The 19,325-nt window shown below is 58.3% G+C and carries 24 protein-coding genes; 12 read left to right on the forward strand and 12 right to left on the reverse strand.

The features are described from left to right. Window positions 1-115: 115 nt before the first annotated feature. Genes SK58_RS05735 through citG form a run of 8 tightly spaced genes read left to right on the forward strand, consistent with a single transcriptional unit; the run spans window position 116 to window position 7,427 of the window. Window positions 116-1,477: a 2-hydroxycarboxylate transporter family protein gene (locus tag SK58_RS05735; RefSeq protein ID WP_015571852.1), complete on the forward strand. Its 1,362-nt coding sequence runs from the start codon at window positions 116-118 to the stop codon at window positions 1,475-1,477. A 17-nt stretch (window positions 1,478-1,494) separates the two neighbouring features. Further along, on the forward strand, window positions 1,495-2,358 hold the full coding sequence (locus SK58_RS05740; RefSeq protein WP_015571851.1) for a fumarylacetoacetate hydrolase family protein: 864 nt from the start codon (window positions 1,495-1,497) through the stop codon (window positions 2,356-2,358). A gap of 13 nt (window positions 2,359-2,371) precedes the next feature. Next, complete coding sequence (gene citC, locus SK58_RS05745) at window positions 2,372-3,394, forward strand: [citrate (pro-3S)-lyase] ligase (protein WP_039269781.1); 1,023 nt, start codon at window positions 2,372-2,374, stop codon at window positions 3,392-3,394. Window positions 3,395-3,410: 16 nt separating this feature from the next. Next, window positions 3,411-3,704 (forward strand): citrate lyase acyl carrier protein, encoded by a 294-nt coding sequence (citD, locus tag SK58_RS05750; RefSeq protein ID WP_017382935.1) that lies wholly within the window; start codon window positions 3,411-3,413, stop codon window positions 3,702-3,704. Beyond that, entirely contained in the window at window positions 3,701-4,576 is an 876-nt protein-coding gene (gene citE / locus SK58_RS05755; RefSeq protein ID WP_039269783.1) for a citrate (pro-3S)-lyase subunit beta, read from the forward strand. The genes citD and citE overlap by 4 nt, the downstream gene beginning before the upstream one ends. Window positions 4,577-4,586: 10 nt before the next feature. Beyond that, entirely contained in the window at window positions 4,587-6,110 is a 1,524-nt protein-coding gene (gene citF, locus SK58_RS05760; protein WP_039269785.1) for a citrate lyase subunit alpha, read from the forward strand. Next, complete coding sequence (gene citX / locus SK58_RS05765) at window positions 6,107-6,646, forward strand: citrate lyase holo-[acyl-carrier protein] synthase (RefSeq protein ID WP_045347345.1); 540 nt, start codon at window positions 6,107-6,109, stop codon at window positions 6,644-6,646. Before citF ends, citX begins: the two co-directional genes overlap by 4 nt. Then, the gene (gene citG / locus SK58_RS05770; protein ID WP_039269791.1) at window positions 6,624-7,427 is read left to right on the forward strand and encodes a triphosphoribosyl-dephospho-CoA synthase CitG; all 804 of its coding nucleotides are present in this window, start codon (window positions 6,624-6,626) and stop codon (window positions 7,425-7,427) included. The genes citX and citG overlap by 23 nt, the downstream gene beginning before the upstream one ends. A 79-nt stretch (window positions 7,428-7,506) precedes the next feature. Here the strand turns inward: citG and SK58_RS05775 are convergent, their stop codons facing one another. From SK58_RS05775 to mutY, 4 genes are all read right to left on the reverse strand, one after another. Further along, window positions 7,507-8,763 (reverse strand): nucleoside permease, encoded by a 1,257-nt coding sequence (locus tag SK58_RS05775; protein WP_015571846.1) that lies wholly within the window; start codon window positions 8,761-8,763, stop codon window positions 7,507-7,509. A gap of 271 nt (window positions 8,764-9,034) precedes the next feature. Beyond that, window positions 9,035-10,111: a membrane-bound lytic murein transglycosylase MltC gene (mltC, locus tag SK58_RS05780; protein ID WP_017382930.1), complete on the reverse strand. Its 1,077-nt coding sequence runs from the start codon at window positions 10,109-10,111 to the stop codon at window positions 9,035-9,037. 124 nt (window positions 10,112-10,235) lie between these two features. Next, window positions 10,236-10,508: an oxidative damage protection protein gene (locus SK58_RS05785; protein ID WP_003862425.1), complete on the reverse strand. Its 273-nt coding sequence runs from the start codon at window positions 10,506-10,508 to the stop codon at window positions 10,236-10,238. 26 nt (window positions 10,509-10,534) lie between these two features. After that, a complete protein-coding gene (mutY, locus tag SK58_RS05790) occupies window positions 10,535-11,587 on the reverse strand; it encodes an A/G-specific adenine glycosylase (protein WP_169803300.1) in 1,053 nt (350 codons plus the stop codon). Between the two features lie 144 nt (window positions 11,588-11,731). Between mutY and trmB the strand changes: the two genes are divergently transcribed. From trmB to SK58_RS05805, 3 genes are read left to right on the forward strand one after another with little or no spacing between them, the layout of a single operon-like run. Beyond that, a complete protein-coding gene (gene trmB / locus SK58_RS05795) occupies window positions 11,732-12,451 on the forward strand; it encodes a tRNA (guanosine(46)-N7)-methyltransferase TrmB (protein ID WP_015571843.1) in 720 nt (239 codons plus the stop codon). Then, a complete protein-coding gene (locus SK58_RS05800; RefSeq protein WP_003862421.1) occupies window positions 12,451-12,777 on the forward strand; it encodes a YggL family protein in 327 nt (108 codons plus the stop codon). The genes trmB and SK58_RS05800 overlap by 1 nt, the downstream gene beginning before the upstream one ends. 56 nt (window positions 12,778-12,833) lie before the next feature. Further along, window positions 12,834-13,550 carry a YggN family protein gene (locus SK58_RS05805; RefSeq protein ID WP_048219507.1) on the forward strand — a complete coding sequence of 239 codons (717 nt, stop codon included), beginning with the start codon at window positions 12,834-12,836 and terminating at the stop codon, window positions 13,548-13,550. 51 nt (window positions 13,551-13,601) lie between these two features. On the opposite strand, the gene SK58_RS05810 is transcribed toward SK58_RS05805, so the two are convergent. From SK58_RS05810 to SK58_RS05835, 6 genes are read right to left on the reverse strand one after another with little or no spacing between them, the layout of a single operon-like run. Then, complete coding sequence (locus tag SK58_RS05810; RefSeq protein ID WP_048219509.1) at window positions 13,602-13,940, reverse strand: endonuclease domain-containing protein; 339 nt, start codon at window positions 13,938-13,940, stop codon at window positions 13,602-13,604. Window positions 13,941-13,996: 56 nt separating this feature from the next. After that, window positions 13,997-15,145 carry a radical SAM family heme chaperone HemW gene (hemW, locus tag SK58_RS05815; protein WP_017382926.1) on the reverse strand — a complete coding sequence of 383 codons (1,149 nt, stop codon included), beginning with the start codon at window positions 15,143-15,145 and terminating at the stop codon, window positions 13,997-13,999. After that, on the reverse strand, window positions 15,138-15,731 hold the full coding sequence (locus tag SK58_RS05820) for an XTP/dITP diphosphatase (RefSeq protein ID WP_015571839.1): 594 nt from the start codon (window positions 15,729-15,731) through the stop codon (window positions 15,138-15,140). Before SK58_RS05820 ends, hemW begins: the two co-directional genes overlap by 8 nt. Before the next feature lie 3 nt (window positions 15,732-15,734). Next, entirely contained in the window at window positions 15,735-16,031 is a 297-nt protein-coding gene (gene yggU, locus SK58_RS05825) for a DUF167 family protein YggU (protein WP_023304404.1), read from the reverse strand. Beyond that, a complete protein-coding gene (locus SK58_RS05830; RefSeq protein ID WP_015571838.1) occupies window positions 16,028-16,594 on the reverse strand; it encodes a YggT family protein in 567 nt (188 codons plus the stop codon). Before SK58_RS05830 ends, yggU begins: the two co-directional genes overlap by 4 nt. Before the next feature lie 21 nt (window positions 16,595-16,615). Further along, complete coding sequence (locus tag SK58_RS05835) at window positions 16,616-17,317, reverse strand: YggS family pyridoxal phosphate-dependent enzyme (RefSeq protein WP_017692690.1); 702 nt, start codon at window positions 17,315-17,317, stop codon at window positions 16,616-16,618. Window positions 17,318-17,334: 17 nt separating this feature from the next. Here SK58_RS05835 and SK58_RS05840 point away from each other — a divergent pair, with 17 nt between their 5' ends. Continuing rightward, window positions 17,335-18,315, forward strand: coding sequence for a type IV pilus twitching motility protein PilT (locus SK58_RS05840; protein ID WP_017692691.1), 981 nt, complete (start codon window positions 17,335-17,337; stop codon window positions 18,313-18,315). A gap of 9 nt (window positions 18,316-18,324) precedes the next feature. On the opposite strand, the gene ruvX is transcribed toward SK58_RS05840, so the two are convergent. Together ruvX and SK58_RS05850 are read right to left on the reverse strand one after the other, a co-directional pair. After that, the gene (gene ruvX, locus SK58_RS05845; protein ID WP_006811925.1) at window positions 18,325-18,741 is read right to left on the reverse strand and encodes a Holliday junction resolvase RuvX; all 417 of its coding nucleotides are present in this window, start codon (window positions 18,739-18,741) and stop codon (window positions 18,325-18,327) included. After that, window positions 18,741-19,301 carry a YqgE/AlgH family protein gene (locus tag SK58_RS05850; RefSeq protein ID WP_006811924.1) on the reverse strand — a complete coding sequence of 187 codons (561 nt, stop codon included), beginning with the start codon at window positions 19,299-19,301 and terminating at the stop codon, window positions 18,741-18,743. The genes ruvX and SK58_RS05850 overlap by 1 nt, the downstream gene beginning before the upstream one ends. Window positions 19,302-19,325 lie beyond the last annotated feature (24 nt).

The raw sequence follows: 19,325 nt of genomic DNA on the forward strand, positions 1-19,325 counted from the left end.
GAAACCATTAAAACCATAGCGTCCATTAAAACTTCGCTTTTAATATGCCATCCCTCACATAAAGTAAGCCTTTGTGACTCTAAGCTGAACGCACAAAATAACTAAGGGGCTTATTATGAGCACAACTGACGATTCATTCTCTGTTACCCACGACCCGATTGATATTCAGCGGCCATCGCTCAAAGAGCGCTGGTGGCATATTATGGATACCTGGAAAATCGGCATTATTCCTCTGCCGCTGTTCGTTCTGGCGGGTGCGCTGATTGCGATTGATTGCCTGGGCGGAAAACTGCCGAGCGACATTGTGGTCATGGTGGCCACGCTGGCCTTCTTCGGCTTTGCCTGCGGTGAGTTCGGCAAACGCCTGCCGATTGTCGGCAAGCTCGGTGCGGCGGCAATTTGCGCCACCTTTATCCCTTCCGCGCTGGTCTATTACGGCCTGCTGCCGGACGTGGTGGTTGAGTCCACGACCAAATTCTATAAATCCACCAATATTCTCTACCTCTATATCTGCTGCATTATCGTCGGCAGCATCATGAGTATGAACCGCACCGTGCTGATCCAGGGCTTCCTGCGCATCTTCTTCCCGATGCTGTGCGGTGAAATCGTCGGCATGATTGTCGGCATGGGTGTTGGGCTGGCGCTGGGCCTCGAGCCGTTCCAGATCTTCTTCTTTATCATTCTGCCGATCATGGCGGGCGGCGTCGGGGAAGGGGCGATCCCGCTCTCTATCGGCTATGCCACCCTGCTGCATATGGATCAGGGGGTGGCGCTCGGCCGCGTGCTGCCGATGGTGATGCTCGGCGGCCTGACGGCGATCATTATCTCCGGTTGCCTCAACCAGCTCGGTAAACGCTACCCGCACCTGACCGGTGAAGGCCAGCTGATGCCGAATCGCGCCAACGCTGATGCCACTGTTTCCCAACCTGCGTTCTCCGGCAAAGCGGACGTGACGACCATCGCCTCGGGCGCGCTGCTGGCGGTGCTGCTGTACATGCTGGGCATGCTCGGTCACAAGCTGATTGGTCTGCCAGCGCCGGTGGGCATGTTGTTTATGGCGGTGCTGGTGAAGCTCTGCAACGGCGCCTCTCCGCGTCTGCTGGAGGGTTCCCAGGTGGTGTACAAATTCTTCCAGACCTCCGTGACCTACCCAATCCTCTTCGCTGTCGGCGTGGCGATTACCCCATGGCATGAACTGGTGGCGGCGTTCACCGTCAGCAACCTGCTGGTGATTGTCAGCACCGTTTCCGCGCTGGTGGCGACCGGATTCTTCGTTGGCAAAAAGATTGGTATGCACCCGATTGATGTCGCCATCGTCTCCTGCTGTCAGAGCGGGCAGGGTGGCACCGGTGACGTGGCGATCCTGACCGCAGGCAACCGCATGAGCCTGATGCCATTCGCCCAGATTGCTACCCGTATCGGCGGCGCGATTAACGTCTCTGTCTCACTGCTGATTCTGGGCAACTTCCTCGTTTAAGTTTTCAGGAAAGAACAATGAAACTCGCAAGCTTTTTATACCAGGGAAAACGCAGCTACGGCATCGTACAGGCCGAAGGCGTGATTGATTTGGGCCGCCGCCTGGGCGACCGCTATGGCGACCTTAAAGCGCTGTTGCAGGGGAACGGGCTGGCGCAGGCCACCCGTTTTCTGAACGACGCGGTGGATGTACCGCTGAACGCCATCACCTTCTTACCGGTGATTGTCCAGCCGGAAAAAATCCTCTGCGTGGGCATGAACTATGCCGACAAGCGCAAGGAGTTTGACCAGCACAACCCGGCCCCGACGCTGTTTGTCCGCTTCCCGGATTCACAGACCGGCCACAACGAGCCGGTGCTGAAGCCGCGCCACTCCAGCGAGTTCGACTACGAAGGCGAGCTGGCGGTGATCATCGGCAAAGGCGGGGAGAACATCAGCCGCGACGACGCCCTGCGCCACGTGGCGGGCTACAGCTGTTACATGGACGGCTCCGCCCGCGACTGGCAGCACACCTGGTTCACCGCCGGGAAAAACTGGCGCCAGACCGGGGCGTTCGGCCCGTGGATGGCGACGGCGGATGAGATCCCGGACCCGCACAGCCTGGCGATCCGCACCTGGCTGAACGGCCGCATGGTGCAGGAGGACAACACCAGCAGCATGATCCACAAGGTGGCGGAGCTGATCGAGTATATCAGCACCTTCACCCGTCTCAGCCCGGGCGACGTGATCATCACCGGCTCGCCTGGTGGCGTGGGTAAAAAGCGCAACCCGCCGCTGTTTATGAAGGAGGGGGATCGCATTGAGGTGGAGATCGAGCATATCGGTCATCTGAGCAACGTGATCGTGGAAGCGCCAGCCGTCGGGCTCGCGGCAGCGCACTGAGTAAGGCGGCAGCATGCAATCGCAACCCATTGATTTTCGGCACACCGTTGTGGCGAAACACCCGGAACGCTTAAGCCAAATCCGCTACCTGCTGGCAGACAGCGGCCTTGGCCTGGACAACGACATCACGCTGTTTGTCGAAGCCTGGTCCGGCGCGCAGCTGGTGGGTTGCGCCGGGCTGGCTGCCAACGTCATCAAATGCGTGGCGGTCAACGAGCAGCTTCGTGGGGAAAACCTCAGCGCGCGTCTGCTTGCAGAGGTGGAAAACGCGGCGCTGGAGCGCGGCCATTTTCACCTCTTCCTCTGCACCCGTCCATGCAATAAGGAGCGCTTTGGCCGCAGCGGTTTCTGGCCGATTGCCCAGAGCGGGAACAACGCGGTGCTAATGGAGAACACTCCGCAGGGGATCGCGCGCTACTGCCGATCCCTGCGCGCGAAGCGCCGGTGTGGGGAAAAAACGGGCGCGATCGTGATGAACGCCAATCCCTTCACCCTCGGCCATCGTCATCTGGTGGAGCAGGCAGCGGCGCAGTGCGATGCCCTGCATCTGTTTGTGGTGCGTGAAGACGCCTCGTTCTTCCCGTTCAGCGCGCGCCTTGAGATGGTGCGTGCGGGCGTGGCGCATCTGCCGAACGTGGTGGTGCATGAAGGCTCGCAGTACATCATCTCCCGCGCCACGTTTCCGGCCTACTTCCTGAAGGAGACTGGCAAAGTGCAGCAGGCGTGGAGCGAGATCGACGTGCTGATCTTCCGGGACTATATCGCCCCGGCGCTGGGCATCACGCACCGCTTCATCGGCTCGGAGCCGTTCTGCGACATCACCCGCCAGTACAACCAGACGCTGCACGACCTTCTGGCCTCGCATATTGAGGTGGTGGAGATGCCGCGCATCAAGGCCACCGGCAACGCCATTTCGGCCTCGGAAGTGCGCCGTTTACTCAAGACACAGCAGTTTTCCCGGATCCGGGAGATTGTCCCGGACTCCACCTTCGCGCACCTCGAAGCACATTATCGTGCGAGTGCGGAAGTCGCATAACTATCAGGAATTTATCATGAATATTGTAAGGGAGGCGCTGGCCGGAACGCAGGAGTCCAGCGACCTGATGGTGAAAATCGCCCCCGCTCACGGTGAGCTGGAGATTGTCATCCACAGTGAAGTGATTAAGCAGTTTGGCGAGCAGATACGCCAGGTGGTCAACGACACATTGCGCGCCATGAACGTGCACCAGGGATTAATCATTATTGAAGACAAAGGGGCGCTGGACTGTGTGATCCGCGCTCGCCTGCAAAGCGCGCTTCTGCGTGCCGCCGATGAACAGGCCATCAACTGGGGGGCGCTGAAATGAGCAAACTCCGCCGCAGTATGCTGTTCCTGCCAGGCGCCAATGCCGCCATGCTCTCTACCGCCTTTATCTACCGCCCCGACTCCATCATGTTTGACCTTGAGGACGCCGTGGCCCTGCGCGAGAAAGACACCGCGCGCATGCTGGTGTTCCACGCGTTGCAGCACCCGATGTATCAGGATATCGAAACCGTGGTGCGCATTAACCCGCTGAGCACGCCGTTTGGCCTGCTGGATCTGGAGGCCGCCGTGCGCGCGGGCGTGGACGTGATCCGCCTGCCGAAAACCGATACCCCGGATGACATCTACGAGCTGGAAGGCCACCTCGAGCGCATTGAGCAGGAGTGCGGGCGTGAGGTGGGTTCCACCCGCGTGATGGCGGCGATTGAATCGGCCATTGGCGTCATCAACGCCGTGGCGATTGCCCGCAGCTCCCCGCGCCTGATCGGCATCGCGCTGGCCGCCTTTGACTACGTGATGGACATGCAGACCGAGCGCGGCGACGGCACCGAGCTGTTCTACGCCCGCTGCGCCGTGCTGCACGCCGCCCGCGCCGCCGGTATCGACGCCTTCGACGTGGTGTGGTCCGACGTTAACGACGAAGCCGGGTTCCTGCGCGAGGTCGATCTGATCCGCAAGATGGGCTTCAACGGCAAATCGCTGATTAACCCGCGCCAGATAGACCTGCTGCACAACGCCTACGCCCCGACTCAGGAAGAGGTGGATCACGCCAGAAGGGTGATTGAAGCGGCAGAAGAGGGCGAGCGTAACGGCCTGGGCGTGGTGTCGCTCAACGGCAAAATGGTGGATGCACCGATTATTAACCACGCGCAGGTGGTGCTGGAGCGCGCGGCGGCCTCCGGCGTGCGTCGGTAAGGATGACATAATGAATCAGACAGAACTTCTCCATGTAAATTTCCCCCATCTGCGGGCTCTGAAACCCTTTGATACCGCCCACAGCGCGACGCCGTGGCTGGCGGACAGCGAGGCGAAACACAGCCGCAAGCTCTGCGCCTCTATTGAAGAGGCGATTAAGCGCAGCGGCTTACAGGACGGGATGACCATCTCCTTCCACCATGCCTTTCGCGAAGGCGACCGGGTGATCAACACCGTCGTGGCGCTGCTGGCGCGGATGGGCTTCAAAAATCTGACCCTGGCCTCCAGCTCGCTGATGACCTGCAACGACGCGCTGATCGAACATATCGAGAGTGGCGTCATCACCCGGATTTACACCTCCGGCATGCGCGGCAGGCTGGCGGATGCCATCTCCCACGGGCTGATGGACGAGCCGGTACAAATTCACTCCCACGGCGGGCGCGTGAAGCTGCTCCAGGACGGCGAACTGAACATCGACGTGGCGTTTCTTGGCGTGCCGTGCAGCGATGAGTTTGGCAACGCCAACGGCACGCACGGAAAATCGTGCTGCGGTTCGCTGGGCTACGCCATGGTGGATGCGCACTTTGCCCGTAAGGTGGTGCTGCTGACGGAAGAACTGGTGCCGTTCCCCAATATGCCCGCCAGCCTGGTGCAGGATCAGGTGGACTACATCGTGCAGGTGGAGAGCGTGGGCGACCCGGCGAAAATCAGCGTCGGCGCGGCGCGCGTCACCAGCAACCCGCGCGAGCTGATGATCGCCCGCTATGCGGCGGACGTGATTGAACACTCTGGCTATTTCAAACCAGGCTTCTCGATGCAGACCGGCTCCGGCGCGGCGGCCACCGCCTGCACCCGTTTTATGGAAGAGAAGATGGAGCGCAGCGGCGTGAAGGCGCGCTTCGCCCTTGGCGGCATCACCGGCAGCCTGGTGGATCTGCACGAGAAGGGGCTCATCGAAAAGCTGCTCGACACCCAGTGCTTTGACGGCCAGGCTGCGGCCTCGCTGGCGCGCAATCCGAACCACGTGGAGATCTCCACCAACGTCTACGCCAACCCCGGCAGCAAGGCGGCAAGCTGCGACCAGCTCGACGTGGTGATCCTCAGCGCCCTGGAAATCGACGTCGACTTTAACGTTAATGTCATCACCGGCTCCGATGGCGTGATGCGTGGCGCATCCGGCGGACACTGCGACGTGGCGGCGGCAGCCAACCTGACCATTGTGGTCGCGCCGCTGCTGCGAAGCCGCATCCCGACGGTCGTGAAGCGCGTTACCACCCGCCTCACGCCGGGGGAGAGCATTGACGTGCTGGTCACCGACCACGGTATTGCGGTCAACCCGGCGCGCCCGGAGATCCGCGAGCGACTCATGGAAGCAGGGCTGAAGGTTGTAGATATCAACGCGCTGTATGAGCGAGCGATTTCGTTGACAGGCGTACCGAAACCGATTGAGTTCACCGACAAAATCGTCGGGGTGATCCGCTACCGCGACGGCAGCGTGATCGACACCGTTCGACAGGTAAAGGAGGAAGTGTGACTATTGCGACACCCGTGCGGACGGTTGTCAGCCTGGACGAACTGCTGGCGGCGAAAGAGCGCCGCGCAGCGCGCCAGGCTGACATGCTTGCGCACTATCAACAACCGGTGATCTCCCTCACGCTGGTTACGCCCGGGGAAATCAAAGACAGCCTTCGCTATCGCAACACCATGGGCGTGGCGCTGCAAATGTGCGACCAGCTGCTGTGGGAAAACCGCTGGCAGGTGCTGGACCGTAAGGTGCTGTGGCTACCCACCGGACCTGAAGCCTTGTGGTGCATCGCGCATCCGGCGGCGGAAATTAAGGCGCACTGTGCAGAACTGGAGCAGACGCACCCACTCGGCAGGCTGTGGGATCTGGATGTGATCTGCCCTGAAAACGGCCACGTCGGGCGTCAGTCGCTGGGGGCGAATCTCAGACGCTGCCTGATCTGTGACGAGCCCGCCCACGCCTGTTCCCGTTCGCGCAATCACCCCGCTGAGCAGGTGGTTTCCCGCGTGGAGAAGATGATCGATGACTGGTTTGCTCGCGACTGAACCGCGCCCGGTTGATCTCCCTGCGCTTGCCGCAGAGGCGCTGTGGCAGGAGCTGGAGCTGACGCCAAAACCGGGGCTGGTGGACAGGCTCAATAACGGCTCCCATCGCGATATGGACCATGCCTTGTTTGTCCGCAGCATTATGGCGATTACGCCGTGGTTTGCCCGGTTTGCGGAACTGGGTGAAGCACATGCGGCCAAACCTGCCGATCGGCAGTTGCGGATTCTTCGCCCAATGGGAATGGCCTGCGAGCAGGCAATGTACGCCGCCACGGGCGGGGTAAATACCCACAAGGGCGGGATTTTTGCCCTCGGTTTGCTCTGCTTCGCCGCCGGGCGTGTGAAAAATATCTCTGCGGATAGCCTCTGTTGTGAGGTAAGTAACATCTGTCATGGGCTGGTGGCGAGGGAGCTGGCCGGGCGCAGTGGGCAGGCAACGGCGGGGGAGCGGCAGTTTCAGCTGTACGGTTTAACCGGCGCGCGTGGCGAGGCGGAAAGCGGCTTTGCCACGGTGCGTAAGGCTTTGGATGCGTGGAACGGTCAGTCGCTTCACGGCCTGCTGTTGCGCCTGATGGCGGTAAATCAGGACAGCAATCTCGTTTCGCGCGGCGGCATTGAGGGGCTGCGCTACGTTCAGGGCTACGCGCGGGAATTACTGGCTAACGGCTGGGACTGCGAGGCGTTGCTGAAGATGGATAAGGCATTGATTGAACGCAACCTGAGCCCGGGCGGCAGCGCGGATTTGCTGTCGGTGGGGTGGGTGCTTTCTGGAATAAAATAGCCGGGTGGCGGCTACGCCTTACCCGGCCTACGGTCTGGTTTTGTAGGCCCGGTAAGCGCAGCGCCACCGGGCACAACAATCAATGCGCGATCGGCTGTGCACCGTGCGGCTCGCGCACGTGCTTGTACTTGAACAGCGCGATGAACGCGAAGAACAGCACCAGCGAGTACCCGGCGAAGATCAGCCACACTGGTTGCCAGTTGGTGATGCCGTTAGTGGTATACATCTCAACCACTTTGCCGCTCACCACGCCGCCCAGAATACAGCCGAAGCCGTTGGTCATCATCAGGAACATGCCCTGCGCACTGGCGCGGATTTCAGGCTTCACCTCTTTTTCCACAAACACCGAGCCGGAGATGTTGAAGAAGTCGAAGGCACAGCCGTAAACAATCATCGACAGAACCAGCAGCACGGTGCCGAACGCGCTCGGGTCGCCATAGGCGAACAGACCGAAGCGCAACATCCAGGCGGCGATACTGATCAGCATGACGTTCTTGATACCGTAGCGGCTCAGGAAGAACGGGATGGTCAGGATGAACAGCGTCTCGGAGATCTGCGAGATGGACATCATCACCGACGCGTGTTCGACGATAAAGCTCCCGGCAAACAGCGGATCGTTATCGAAGCTGTGCAGGAAGGTATTACCGAACATGTTGGTGATTTGCAGTTCCGCGCCCAGCAGCATGGAGAAGATAAAGAAGATCGCCATGCGCTTGTTTTTAAACAGTGCGAAGGCGTCCAGGCCAAGCATGGTGCTCCAGCTCTGGTTTTTCTGCTGATTAGATACCGGAATGGTGGGCAGTGTCAGGGTGAACAGCGCCAGCAGTACGGAGAGCGCCGCGCCGATGTAGAGCTGCATATGGCTCAGCTCGAAGCCCGCGAAGCTCACGCCCCACATCGCCATGATAAAGCCGATGGTGCCCCAGATACGGATTGGCGGGAAGTCGGTGACGATATCCAGACCGGCAGATTTCAGGCGATAGTAGGAGATGGTGTTGATCAGGCCAAGCGTTGGCATATAGGCCAGCGAGTTAAGCAGGATCACCATGAACATCGCCCCCGGCGTGGTCACTTCGGCCGCCATAAACAGCGTCCCCGCACCCACCAGGTGGCAAAGCATATACAGCCATTTCGCGCTTAGCCATTTATCCGCCACGATACCGAGCAGCGTTGGCATGAAGACAGCCGCAATACCCAGCGAGCTGTAAACGGCACCGATCGACGCACCATCGAACTTGAGCGTCACAAACATATAGGAGCCGAGTGTAGTCAGCCAGCTACCCCACAGGCAGAACTGCAGAAACGACAAGATTTTAAGCTGCAGCTTAAGGTTCATGTTACTTTCCTCACAAGTGAGCGGGAGATATGTTGTTTTGGGAACATTCAGGGTTGTTATTTGATGCAATTCTATCAGTTGGCAACGATATGTTTTGTTACCTCCCGCAAAAAAATGCAATCCACATTAATTTGCAGTCTGGATTGTGATGCAAATAGCATTTTCGTATGGGTGGGATGAGATGGGTGCGGTCTGATGCCCTCACCCTGGCCCTCTCCCACAGGGAGAGGGGAAGCAGAACACCTTCTCATTGCAGGAGAAGGTGTGTTGACTAGCGGCGACGGTAGTTCTTCTGCGCCGTATTCACCTTATACAGATAGCGGCGTGATTCCGCAGACGGGTGGCGGGTGGTGAGGGTTGAGTAGACATCCCCCGGCGCCATGCTGTTGATGATGTTCGCGGCCTGCACTTTGTCATTTGAGAAGACGCGCAGCACGCTGCCCGCGCCACCGTTATAGGCGGTGATCACCGCATAGCGGCGTGAGGTTGGGTTATCAATCCCGCCCAGGTAGACATTGTTCAGCATCGCCAGGTAGGCCGTACCGGTATCAATGTTGCTTTGCGGATCGAACAGGTAGCTGCGGCTCGGCGTGCCGGATTTCCCCTGTGCGCGGAACACGTCTTTACCGGCGCTGTGCTGTACAACCTGCATCAGCCCCAGCGCGTCGGAACGGCTTACCGCGTAGGGGTTGAACGAGGACTCGGTCTGCATAATCGCCAGGATCAGCGACTCATCCACGCCATACTTACGCGACGCCTGACGCACCATGCCCAGATACTTATGCGCACGCTTGTCGAGGTGGTTCGGCACCAGGTTGATCGTGACGCTGTAGATCACTTTCAGGCCGTTGGTGCGGCTTTTCAGGCGCGTTTGCAGCAGGTAGTCGGCAAATTTCGTGGCGCGGCCTTCCCAGCGGATCGGCTGACCGGTCTGGTCAACGACCTGGCCATACAGAAACGGCTCTTTGGAGATGGTGATGTCATCGGCATCAGAGTAGAGGTCGATAGACCCCGGATCGTCGCCCATCAGCAGGGTTTTGATGATGGCCTGACGTAAATGCGCCGCAGGTTCAGTCCCTGCGATGGTTTCAACCGTAATCGTACCGTCATCGAAGTTGATGTGGCTACGGGTCTGATAGGCGTCGGTGTACTTAACGTAGTCCTTCGGTCCGGCAATAAGAACTTCGTTAAATCCCCATATGTTCTCGATGTTGTGGGCAAACTGCCCCATCAAAATGTCAAAACCGTTGGTGTCCTTGACCCAGGCTTCGTTGTATTCATCGCCTTTTTTGGAAGAACAAGACACAAGCAACGGCGCAACAAGGGCTAGCGCTAAAAGTTTTTTCATCATTCCGGGAGTGCGTGTTGTGTTTGCTTTGGGGTTGCTGTTGCCGGGTGGCGCTGCGCTTTCCCGGCCTACAAAACCGTAGGCCCGTGCAAGCGCAGCGCCGCCGGGCAGCAGCCGCAGAGTATTATTTTTCCGGTGGCGTATAGCCTTCGATATGGACGTCTTTACCCTCGAACAGGAAGTTCACCATCTCCTGCTCCAGCAGTTTGCGGTGTTCCGGGTTCATCATGCTGAGCTTTTTCTCGTTGATCAGCATGGTCTGCTTCTTCTGCCACTGTCCCCAGGCTTCTTTGGAGATCTCGTTGTAAATGCGCTTACCCAAGTCGCCCGGGTAGAGCTGGAAATCCTGGCCTTCAGCGTCGCGCTGTAGGAAAGTACAAAAAATGGTTCTGGCCATACTCATTCCTCTTTGTCTTGCCGATGCTAAACCATTGCACCGACACGTAATTGCTGTAACAGGCGCTCCACGGGAGCCGCCAGCCCGACTGATGGCGGTTGCGCTAAGTTATACCAGAGAGCGGTGCCTTCATCCATGCACGACGTGAATGAGGACACGGGAAGCCACATCGGCACAATATCCAGATGGAAATGGCTGAAGGTATGACGGAACGCGTTGAGTTGCGTCAGGGTATCGGCCGCAATGCCGCGCTGTTCAAGCCATGCCCGAAGCGAGGCTTCATCCTCAAACTGTGGGAAGCAGTATAGACCACCCCACAGGCCACTCGGCGGGCGCTGAGCGAGAAACACCTCATCGCCATGCTGCATCAGCAGCATGTACCCGGTGCGTTCAGGCAGCGTCTGCTTCGGTTTTTTCCCCGGATACTGCGCCCAGGTGTGGTTCGCATACGCCACGCAGAGGTTGTTTACCGGGCAGAGTTCGCACTTCGGTTTTGAACGGGTGCAGACCATCGCGCCCAGATCCATCATCGCCTGGTTAAAACGCTCCACCCCTTTCGCCGGAGTGACCGCTTCACTGATCTCCCACAGGCGTTTCTCAACCTCTTTCTTGCCCGGCCAGCCATCTACGGCGTAGCAGCGTGCGAGCACGCGCTTGACGTTGCCGTCGAGAATAGGGAAATGTTTGCCTAAAGAGAGGGAGAGGATTGCGCCTGCGGTTGAACGCCCGACGCCGGGCAAATCCGCCACCTCGTCAAAGGTCTCCGGGAATTTACCGTTGTGGCGGGTGGCGACCTGCTGTGCGGCTTTGTGCAGGTTGCGCGCGCGGGCGTAATAGCCGAGGCCTGTCCACAGGTGCAGTACCTCGTCCAGCGGCGCGTTGGCCAGATCGGTGATTGTCGGGAAGCGCGCCATAAAACGCTCGAAGTAAGGAATGACCGTCGCGACCTGCGTTTGTTGCAACATCACCTCGGAGAGCCATACTTTGTACGGCGTTTTTTCAATTTGCCAGGGCAGGGTTTTACGCCCGTATTTGTCGTACCAGTCCAGCACCTGGGCTGAAAATTGAGAGGCTTGCATGGTCATCGATTCGCTTAATCAGGGACGCAGATTGCAGCACAGCGTCAATCTGCTGTAAACCGGATCTTTCCCATGCTTGCATAGAAGCCTTAACTTTGGATAATGCCCGTTTCCCGAACATTCTCACAAGCAGACAACTCTTTTATGAAAAACGACGTCATTTCACCGGAATTTGATGAAAACGGTCGCCCGCTTCGCCGTATTCGCAGCTTTGTCCGCCGTCAGGGGCGCCTGACAAAAGGGCAGCAACACGCGCTGGACAACTACTGGCCGGTGATGGGCGTTGAGTTCAGCGAGCAACCGCTCGACTTCACCGACCTGTTTGGCCGCGACGCGCCAGTGACGCTGGAGATTGGTTTTGGCATGGGCACCTCGCTGGTGACCATGGCAAAAGCGCGCCCGGAGCAGAACTTCCTCGGTATCGAAGTACACTCGCCGGGCGTCGGCGCGTGCCTGGCAACGGCCCACGAAGAGGGCGTTGAGAACCTGCGCGTCATGTGTCACGACGCGGTGGAAGTGCTGCACAAAATGATTCCTGACAATTCTTTGAACATGGTTCAGCTCTTTTTCCCTGACCCATGGCACAAAGCGCGTCATAATAAACGCCGTATCGTTCAGGCGCCGTTTGCCGAGCTGGTGAAAAGTAAGCTCAAGCTGGGCGGCGTTTTCCACATGGCAACCGACTGGGAACCTTATGCGGAACATATGCTGGAAGTGATGTCGTCCCTGGACGGGTATAAAAATCAGTCTGAAAGCAACGACTACGTACCGCGTCCGGATTCACGTCCGGTGACAAAATTTGAACAGCGTGGCCATCGTCTTGGTCACGGCGTATGGGACTTAATGTTCGAGAGGGTGAAATAATGGCAAAGAATCGTAGCCGTCGTCTGCGTAAAAAGATGCACATCGAAGAATTCCAGGAAGTGGGTTTCTCCGTTGCCTGGCGCTTCCCGGAAGGCACCAGCGTTGAGCAGATCGATCAGGACGTTGATGCGTTCATCAACGAGGTGATCGAGCCAAACAAGCTGGCCTTCGACGGTAGCGGCTATCTGGCGTGGGAAGGTCTGATTTGCACCCAGGAAGTGGGGAAATGCACCGAAGAGCATCAGGCGCTGGTACGCAAATGGCTTGAAGACCACAAACTGGAAGATGTCCGCGTTAGCGAACTTTTCGACGTTTGGTGGGACTAATAAAGCAAGAACGGGCCAGCATTAGCTGGCCCATTTTGTCTGAGGGAGTGTTAAAGATGCGCAAAACGTTGCTGGCTGTTGCTTTACTGGCAATCGGAACCACCGCCCATGCGGAGTATAAATGTAGCGTCACCCCGCGTGATGACGTGGTGCTGAGTCCGCAAACCGTGCAGGTTAAGGGCGAGAATGGCAATCTGGTGATTACGCCGGATGGCAACGTGACCTTTAACGGCAAACCGCAAAACCTGACGGCCGCCCAGCGCGAGCAGGCGATGGACTACCAGGCCGAGTTGCGTACCGCGCTGCCCTGGATCAACGATGGCGCGCTGACCCGCGTTGAAAAGAGCCGCGTGGCGCTGGATAAAATCATCACCAAAGAGGTGGGGGAGAGCAGCAATATGCGCACCCGCCTGACGAAGCTGGATAAACAGCTGAAAGAGCAGATGAACCGTATTATCGAGACGCGCTCTGATGGCCTGACGTTCCACTATCAGGCGATCGATCAGGTGCGTGCCGACGGTCAGCAGCTGGTGAACCAGGCGATGGGCGGCATTCTCCAGGACAGCATCAACGAGATGGGCGCCAAAGCGGTGCTGAAGGGTGGCGGTAATCCGTTGCAGGGTGTACTGGGTAGCCTGGGCGGACTGCAAACCTCGATTCAGAACGAGTGGAAGAATCAGGAAGCCGATTTCCAGCAGTTCGGCAAAGACGTGTGTAAACGCGTGGTGTCGCTGGAAGACAGCCGGAAGGCGCTGGTGGGGACGCTGAAGTAACGCCTCTGCGCGCAGGACCCCTCACCCCGGCCCTCTCCCACAGGGAGAGGGTTAGGGTGAGGGCATCAGGCATTGCAATCGTTGCAAAATAGCCATCAGCACCTGCTCCTCATTAGTCCTGAATTCATTATTCCAGAACCGTACGACTTCCCAGCCGTTCGCATTCAAAAACTCGGTACGGTGAGAATCATACTTCTCTTTGTTCTGATGCTGCCCACCGTCCAGCTCAATAATCAGCTTCGCCTTAAAGCAGGCAAAATCCACGATATACGGCCCAACCGGCATCTGACGACGAAACTTATACCCGAAGAAACGACGACCTCTGAGCAAATACCAGAGGCGTACTTCTTCGGGTGTCATTTGTTTGCGGAGTTGTTTTGATTTTTCCATCCCCACACTCTGCCAGCCTTTCCCTCAGCCAGCAGAACGGGATGTAAAATTCTGAATCAGCCTTCAGGATTTTCAGCGAGGAACAGCTCAAGAAGGGAGTTTAAGAACAGCTTGCCGTGCTCGGTGATCTGCCAGGACTCATCACACTCGGTCAGATACCCCTGCGCCAGCGCCTCGTCAATCTGCGGACGAATCACTGACTCCGGCAGCCCGGTATAACGCGTAAATTCCGCGCGCGGTGCGGCTTCCAGCAGACGGAAGCGGTTCATAAAGAACTCAAACGGCTTATCCGCCGCCTCGACGTCGTGCTGACGCTCCAGGTAGCGGCCTTCCATATACCCGCGCGGGTGACGCGTTTTGGCGGTACGCAGAATGCGTCCGTCCGGGAAGGTCACTTTGCCATGTGCGCCGCAGCCAATTCCCAGATAATCACCAAAACGCCAGTAGTTCAGATTGTGCTGACACTGATAGCCCGGCTTCGCATACGCCGACGTTTCGTATTGCTGATACCCCGCCGCGGTCAAAAGCTGGTGGCCCTGCTCGAAGATATCCCACAGCGCGTCATCGTCCGGCAGCACCGGAGGACGGGAACCAAACAGGGTGTTAGGCTCAATGGTCAGCTGATACCACGACAGATGCGGCGGATTCAGTTCAATCGCCTGACGCAAATCGTCCAGCGCTTCTTCGAGCGACTGATCCGGCAGGCCATGCATCAGGTCGAGGTTAAAGCTGCGCAGCCCAAGCCCCGTTGCCAGGTTTGCCGCGCGCTTTGCCTCTTCTGGGCCGTGGATACGCCCCAGACGCTTCAGCTTTGGCTCGCTAAAGCTCTGCACGCCGATAGAGATACGGTTCACGCCCGCACGCTGATACTCGACAAAACGGTCGGCCTCAACGGTACCGGGGTTGGCTTCCATCGTAATTTCAGCATCCACTGCCAGGTTCAGGCGTGCGCGCACGCCATCCAGCAGCGTCTGCATCGCCGGGCCTGAAAGCAGGCTCGGTGTACCGCCACCAATAAAAATGGTCTTCACTTCACGTCCCTGTGCGTACGATACATCGGCATCCAGATCGGCCAGCAGATGCGCGACGTAATCATCGTGCGGCACTTCGCCCTTCAGCGCGTGCGAGTTGAAATCGCAGTACGGGCATTTCTGCACGCACCATGGGATGTGAATATAAAGACTCAGAGGCGGCAAATTAGCCATTACGCAGTGCTTCCAGTAACAGTTTCAGGGCGCGTCCACGGTGGGAGATCGCGCTTTTCTCTTCGCGGGTGAGTTCCGCAGCGGTTTTTCCCTCGGTCGGGACAAAGAAAATCGGGTCGTAACCAAAGCCGCCGTTGCCCGCCGCTTCACGGGTGATCACGCCCGGCCAGCTGCCGTGACAGACAATCGGCGTGGGATCTTCCGCGTGACGCATGTAGACCAGCACGCAGTGGAACTGCGCGGTACGCTGTTCGTCAGGGACGTCTTTCAGGGCCACAAGCAGCTTTTCCAGATTCTGCTGGTCGGTGGCGTCCACCCCGGAATAGCGGGCGGAGTAAATCCCCGGCGCACCGCCCAGAAAATCCACGGCCAGACCGGAGTCATCGGCTATCGCGGGCAGTCCGGTGATCTGCGCCGCATGGCGCGCTTTTAGAATGGCGTTTTCGATAAACGTCAGGCCGGTCTCTTCGGCGGAGTCCACGCCCAGCTCGGTCTGAGCCACCACGTCCAGCCCAAAATCATTTAATAGCGAGGCCAGCTCGCGCACTTTACCGGCGTTACCGGTGGCGAGAACAACTTTCTGCATGGTTTAGTCCTGTTCTTTCAGAGCCGCGACTTCCGTCGGGATAGATTGCGGGTTAAGGATTTTTACCTGTTTATGCCGGCCAAGTTCACCTTTCTCAATGATGACCTGGCTTTTAGCGACGCGAAACTGTTTAGCCAGATATTTGGTCAGATGCGCATTCGCCTGGCCGTCAACCGGCGGGGCAGTGATGGCGACTTTTAGCTCGTCGCCATGCAGCCCAACAATACTGTCGCGGCTGGCTTTCGGCTGAATGTACAGCCGCAAAACCAGCCCGTCGGCGCAGGGGCTAACTGCACTCATAACGCCATCCACAGCCCCGGCAGCAGCATATTACCCGTCGCCTGTAACAGTTCCGCGATACCCATATTCAGCACGTACAGCAGCAGAACGAGAAGCATCGGGGAGAAGTCGATTCCGCCCATTGCAGGCAGCAGGCTACGAATCGGGCGCAGCAACGGTTCAGTCAGCTGAATCAACGCGTACTCCACCGGGCTACGGCCCCGGCTTACCCAGCTCATGATCGCCATCACCAGCAGGACCCAGAAGATCAGCGAGCCGACGGTTTTAACCAGGATCAGAACGGCTGAAATCCAGATAATCGGCTGGAAAGTGATGACCATAAACAGCACGATCGCTTTGATAACGCTCAGAATAAACGCCATCAGCAGAGATGAACTGTCAATTGGCCCCATTGCCGGAATGACGCGGCGAAGCGGCCCCACAACGGGCTGCGTGATTTTCACGATAAATTGTGAGAATGGATTGTAAAAATCACAACGGGCCCACTGCATCCAGACGCGCAACAGCAGCGCCATCGTATACAGTTCAATGACCGTTGAAAGCAGGAAAGTCAACGTCTTCATGGCGTTCCTCAGGTTTCCTTATTATTGGGGGTAATCGCGCGCACCGAAAATTGCCGTGCCGATGCGCACCATGGTGCTGCCTGCCGCGATGGCGGCTTCCATATCGTCCGACATGCCCAGAGAAAGCGTGTCTACCGTGTCATAGCGCGCCTTAAGCGCCTCAAATGCTACAGCCATTTGCTGTGCCACGGCAAACTGCCTTTCATAACTTGACTCTGGCGCCGGGATAGCCATCAGCCCGCGCAGGGTTAAGCGCGGCAGCGCCGCCACGTCTGCCGCCAGTGCCTCCAGTTCGCCCAGCGTAATGCCGGACTTGCTGTTTTCATCGCTGATGTTGATTTGAATCAGCACGTTAAGCGCTGGCATCTCCATAGGGCGCTGGTCGCTCAGACGGGTAGCGATGCGCAGACGATCGATGGTGTGGCACCAGTCAAAGTGCTCTGCTACCAGACGGCTTTTGTTCGACTGTAGCGGACCGATAAAGTGCCATTGCAGGTCTGTATTTCCCCGTTCCCGGAAAGCGCGAATTTTATCCACGCCTTCCTGCACATAGTTTTCACCGAAGGCACGATGACCGGCGGCTATCGCTTCTGCGATGGCGCTCGCAGGCTTAGTTTTGCTGACTGCAAGCAACGTAATTTCTTCTGGAGCACGGCCGCAACGCGTTGCCGCGGCTGAGATTTTGTCCCGGACCTGTGCCAGGTTATGCGCAATGTCGTTCATTTTCCGAGGAGTAGTCTATGGATGTGGAAGAAATTGTGGCCCTTAGTGTAAAGCATAACGTCTCCGATCTACACCTGTGCAGTGATTCGCCACCGCGCTGGCGCAGGTCAGGCCGTCTTGAACCTGCGCCGTTTCCGCCCCCGGATGTGGAGGCGTTATTAAAAGCGTGGCTCAACGACGAACAGCAGGGCGCATGGTGGGCAAACGGGCAAGTGGATTTTGCCGTTACCCTCGCAGGCCGTCAGCGGCTGCGCGGCAGTGCGTTTAAGCATATGCTCGGCGTTTCGATTGCGCTGCGGCTGTTGCCGCTGACGTGCCCGCAGCTCTCTGCGCTAGGTGTGCCGCGAGCGATCCCGGAACTACTGTCCAATGACAATGGCCTGATTCTGGTCACCGGCGCCACCGGCAGTGGGAAATCGACCACCCTGGCCGCTATGGTCGATTTCCTCAATCACCAGACGGACGGGCATATTCTGACCCTGGAAGATCCGGTGGAGTTTATGTACCAGAGCGAACGTTGCCTGATCCAGCAGCGGGAGATAGGCCAGCACAGCCCGTCCTTTGCCGAGGCGCTGCGCAGCGCGCTGCGTGAAGATCCGGATGTGATTCTGCTTGGTGAGCTGCGCGACAGCGAGACGATACGCCTGGCGCTGACGGCGGCGGAAACCGGCCATCTGGTGTTAGCCACGCTGCATACGCGCGGCGCGGCGCAGGCGATCGAGCGCCTGGTCGACACCTTTCCAGCGCAGGAGAAAGATCCGGTGCGTAATCAGCTGGCGGGAAGCCTGCGTGCGGTCCTGGCGCAGAAGCTACGTCAGGATGTCCAGGGCGGGCGCGTGGCGCTGTATGAGCTACTGGTGAATACCTCGGCGGCGGCAAACCTGATCCGCGAAGGCAAAACCTGGCAACTGCCGGGCATTATTCAAACGGGGCAGCAGGCGGGAATGCAGAACTTTGAGCAGAGTCTGGCGGAGCGACGGGCGCAGGGGCGGCTGTAGCCCCGGCGCTCAGTAACCCTGTTCGAAATAGCTTTCGAGGATAATGACGGCTGAAGCTGAATCCACGCTGCCTTTGTTCAGCGCCCGGAAGCCACCGTGCTCGAACAGGCCAGCGCGTGCCTCGACGGTGCTCAAACGTTCATCGTGCAGCTTAACGGAGACGCCAAAGCGGCCATGGATTTTGTTCGCGAATTTGCGCGCGCGGGCGGTAAGCGGTTGCTCGGTGCCGTCCATGTTTAGCGGCAGGCCGACAATCACGTCGTCCGGCTGCCACTCTTTGAGCAAGCGCTCAATAAGGTTCCAGTCCGGCGTGCCGTCGTTAGCTTTCAGCGCCGTGAGCGGGCGAGCGGTGCCGGTGATCCGTTGACCCACAGCGACGCCGATGCTTTTGGTGCCGAAGTCGAAGGCGAGAAGGGTGCCGCTCATTACGCGTGCCCCGCAACGCCAGGCATGGTCAGAATATCAATGCCAATCAGTTTTGCCGCGTCACGCCAGCGATCGGCGATAGGGGTTTTAAACAGGATATTCATATCCGCAGGGGCTGTCAGCCAGGCGTTGTCCAGAATTTCTTGTTCCAGCTGCCCTTTTTCCCAGGAGGCGTAGCCGAGCGCAACCAGCACCTCAGAAGGCTGACTGGCAGTGCCCAGCGTTTCAAGCACGTCGCGAGAGGTGGTGACGACGGTGTTATCAGAGATACGAATGCTGGACGAGAAAACCGGCGGGGTATGCAGGATAAAACCACGATCTTCTGCAAGCGGGCCGCCGAGCATCACCGGTTTATCGAGACGGATTTCCGGCAGCCGCGCTTCAGCAGGGATTTTCAGCTTGTCCAGAATGCCTTCCACCTGGAGGTTTTCCAGCGGCTTATTGATGATAATCCCCATCGCGCCGTCTTCGTTGTATTCGCAAATATAGACCACGGAGCGGCGGAAAATCGGATCCTGGAGAGCAGGCATGGCAATAAGAAAGTGATGCTGTAAATTCATTGTCAGAGGTACTGTTTCCTGGTT

This window comes from Enterobacter sp. BIDMC93 (assembly GCF_001037805.1).
GTDB lineage: Bacteria > Pseudomonadota > Gammaproteobacteria > Enterobacterales > Enterobacteriaceae > Enterobacter > Enterobacter hormaechei_C.